The 3,222-nt window shown below is 67.8% G+C and carries 5 protein-coding genes; all 5 read left to right on the forward strand.

The genetic code is table 11. The features are described 5' to 3' along the window. On the forward strand, positions 1-274 hold a 274-nt coding region (locus PMI42_RS12675), incomplete at its 5' end, for a DUF2948 family protein (RefSeq protein ID WP_008134526.1). Positions 275-416: 142 nt separating this feature from the next. Further along, positions 417-1,712, forward strand: a complete 1,296-nt coding sequence (gene hisD / locus PMI42_RS12680) for a histidinol dehydrogenase (protein WP_008134527.1) — start codon at positions 417-419, stop codon at positions 1,710-1,712. Next, the gene (locus PMI42_RS12685) at positions 1,709-2,206 is read left to right on the forward strand and encodes a UPF0262 family protein (RefSeq protein WP_008134528.1); all 498 of its coding nucleotides are present in this window, start codon (positions 1,709-1,711) and stop codon (positions 2,204-2,206) included. The genes hisD and PMI42_RS12685 overlap by 4 nt, the downstream gene beginning before the upstream one ends. Before the next feature lie 5 nt (positions 2,207-2,211). Continuing rightward, positions 2,212-2,679 carry an arsenate-mycothiol transferase ArsC gene (locus PMI42_RS12690; protein ID WP_008134529.1) on the forward strand — a complete coding sequence of 156 codons (468 nt, stop codon included), beginning with the start codon at positions 2,212-2,214 and terminating at the stop codon, positions 2,677-2,679. 280 nt (positions 2,680-2,959) lie between these two features. Next, positions 2,960-3,222 (forward strand): Maf family protein (locus PMI42_RS12695; protein WP_008134530.1); only part of this gene is annotated, 263 nt, incomplete at its 3' end.

Below are 3,222 nucleotides of genomic sequence, written 5' to 3' on the forward strand. Positions count from 1 at the left end.
GCCGCGCCGGCTGGTCGCCGCCCTCCGCTTCGACCGCGTGCTCGCCTGCAAATCGCGCAACATCGACCTCGGAGCACCGGACGAGGTTCTGGATATTGTCGGCATCGAGTTTCACCCCCAGGACGGCCGCGACGAGGAGCCCGGCGGCAGCGCCCTGCTGCTGTTCGCCCAAGGCGGCGCCATTCGCCTCGACGTCGAATGCCTGGAATGCGAGTTGACGGATCTCGGGGCGGACGAGCTGGGAACGGGACCTGAGGCCGAGGGGGAGGGCTGAGGTGGCCGGTATACCAGAAAACTCGGCTCAAGCCCTCGCCGGAACGCCGCCTCCGAAGGGTTGACGGCGGGTGGCCGCCGCGCCATTGAGCAGGGGGCCGGGTGAGCCAATCCGCCCAAGACCAGCCGGAAGCCAAGCCAAGATGCCCGTTCGTCTCGACCGCAGCAGCGCCGATTTTGACCAGCGATTCGCGGCCTTCCTCGCCGCCAAGCGCGAGGCCTCGGCCGACGTCGAGGCCGCCGTGCGCGCCATCGTCGACGATGTGGCCCGGCGGGGTGACGCGGCCCTGCTCGAGGCTACCGCAAAGTTCGACCGGCTGAAGCTCGATGCGTCCGGCCTGCGCGTCACCCCCGCCGAGATCGAGGCGGCGGTGAAGGCCTGCGATGCCGCGACGCTGGATGCGCTCAAGCTCGCGCGTGACCGCATCGAGAGCTACCATCGCCGGCAGCTGCCGAAGGACGAGCGCTTCACCGACCCGCTCGGGGTCGAGCTCGGCTGGCGCTACACCGCAATCGAATCCGCAGGCCTCTATGTGCCTGGCGGCACCGCGGCCTATCCGTCCTCGGTGCTGATGAACGCGGTGCCGGCGAAGGTCGCCGGCGTCTCGCGCCTCGTCATGGTGGTGCCCTCGCCCGACGGCAAGCTCAATCCGCTGGTGCTGGCTGCCGCCCAACTCGGCGGCGTCAGCGAGATCTACCGCGTCGGCGGCGCGCAGGCCGTGGCCGCGCTCGCGCACGGCACCGCGACGATCGCGCCGGTTGCAAAGATCGTCGGCCCCGGCAATGCCTACGTCGCCGCCGCCAAGCGGCTGGTGTTCGGCAAGGTCGGCATCGACATGATCGCCGGTCCCTCCGAGGTGCTTGTCATCGCCGATGACACCGGCAATGCCGACTGGATCGCCGCCGACCTCCTGGCGCAGGCCGAGCACGATGCCAGCGCGCAGTCGATCCTGATCACGGACTCGGCGCGCCTTGCCGCCGATGTCGAGAAGGCCGTCGAAGCGCAGCTGAGGACGTTGCCGCGCACCGCCATCGCCAGCGCCTCCTGGGCCGATTTCGGCGCCATCATCATGGTGAAGAACCTCGCCGAGGCCATCCCGCTCGCGGATGCGATTGCCGCCGAGCATCTCGAGATCATGACCGATGATCCCGATGCGCTCGCCGCCAGGATCCGCAACGCCGGCGCCGTCTTCCTCGGCGCGCATACGCCGGAGGCGATCGGCGATTATGTCGGCGGCTCCAATCACGTGCTGCCGACGGCGCGCTCGGCGCGATTCTCCTCGGGCCTCGGGGTCGCCGACTTCGTGAAGCGAACCTCGATCCTGAAATGCGGTCCGGACCAGTTGCGTGCGCTGGGACCTGCCGCGATGACGCTCGGACAAGCGGAGGGGCTGGATGCCCATTCGCGCTCGATTGGACTGCGCCTCAATCTGTCATGACAAAGCCGCCCGAACAGGACGACTCGCAGAACCGCATCGTCGGCGTCACGCTCGACGAGGAGTCGATCGGCCGTTCCGGTCCCGACATCGAGCATGAGCGCGCGATCGCGATCTACGATTTGATCGAGCAGAATCTGTTCGCGCCGGAGGGGGCTGACGGCAAGGGCCCGTTCACGCTGCATATCGGCATCACCGGCAATCGCCTGATGTTCGACATCCGCCAGGAGGACGGCACGCCCGTGGTCGTGCATCTGTTGTCGCTGGGGCCGTTCCGCGGGATCGTGAAGGACTATTTCATGATCTGCGACAGCTATTACCAGGCGATCCGCACCGCGACCCCGGACAAGATCGAGGCCATCGACATGGGCCGCCGCGGCATCCATGACGAGGGATCGCGCACGCTGCAGGAGCGGCTGAAGGGCAAGGTGCGGGTCGATTTCGAGACCTCGCGCCGGCTGTTCACGCTCATTACTGTCCTTCACTGGAAGGGCTAACCGCGATGGCGGGTCCGCCACGCGCACGCGATCCGCAATCGGTGCTGTTCGCCTGTGCGATGAACAGCGTGCGCTCGCCGATGGCCGAGAGCCTGCTGCGGCACATGTTTCCGCAGGGCCTCTACGTGAAGTCGGCCGGCGCGCGGAAAGGCGAGCTCGATCCCTTCGCGGTCGCCGTGATGGACGAGCTCGGCCAGGACATCTCCGCCCACAAGCCGCAGACCTTCGAGGAGCTCGAGGACTGGGAAGGGCTGAATTTTGACCTCATCATCACGCTGTCGCCGGAAGCGCATCACAAGGCGCTGGAGCTGACCCGCACGCTCGCCGCCGACGTCGAATACTGGCCGACGCAGGATCCCACCACCATCGAAGGCAGCCGCGACCAGAAGCTCGCCGCCTACCGCGAGGTCTGCGACCAGCTGTTGATGCGCATCCGCCGGCGGTTTGCGAAAGTGGGCGCGGCCTCTGGCTAACTCTCGTGCCCCGGACGCAGCGCAGCGTGCAACGGTGCGCTGCAGAGCGGGGCCCCATCTCACCGCAAGCGCAAGCTCCTGGGTCCCGGCTCAGCGTCGCAGCATTTCATGCCGCGCCGCGTCCGGGACACGAGACCTCCCGTAACACCCGCGTCACAGACTGCGGGCATGTCGGAAACCTCGAATCACCAAAGTCCGGGTTCCCGGGTTGTGAAATCAGCCCCCGTCCGATAGGTTCCGCGCGCAATTCACCCCCTGCTTCACCCTCCAAAATCACCTGATGCTCGGCCGCCCCAAATTCGTTCTAGCCTCCGGTTCGCCGCGGCGCCTGTCGCTGCTCAACCAGGCCGGCATCGAGCCGGACGCGCTCCGGCCGGCCGACGTCGACGAGACGCCGAAGCGGGGCGAGCTGCCGCGCGCCTGTGCCAATCGCCTCGCAAGGGCCAAGGCCGATGCGGCGCTCAAATCGGTGCAGCTCGACGACGAGCTGCGCGGTGCGTTCATCCTGTCCGCCGATACGGTGGTGGCGGTCGGCCGCCGCAT

Source organism: Bradyrhizobium sp. YR681, assembly GCF_000282615.1.
Taxonomy (GTDB): Bacteria; Pseudomonadota; Alphaproteobacteria; order Rhizobiales; family Xanthobacteraceae; genus Bradyrhizobium.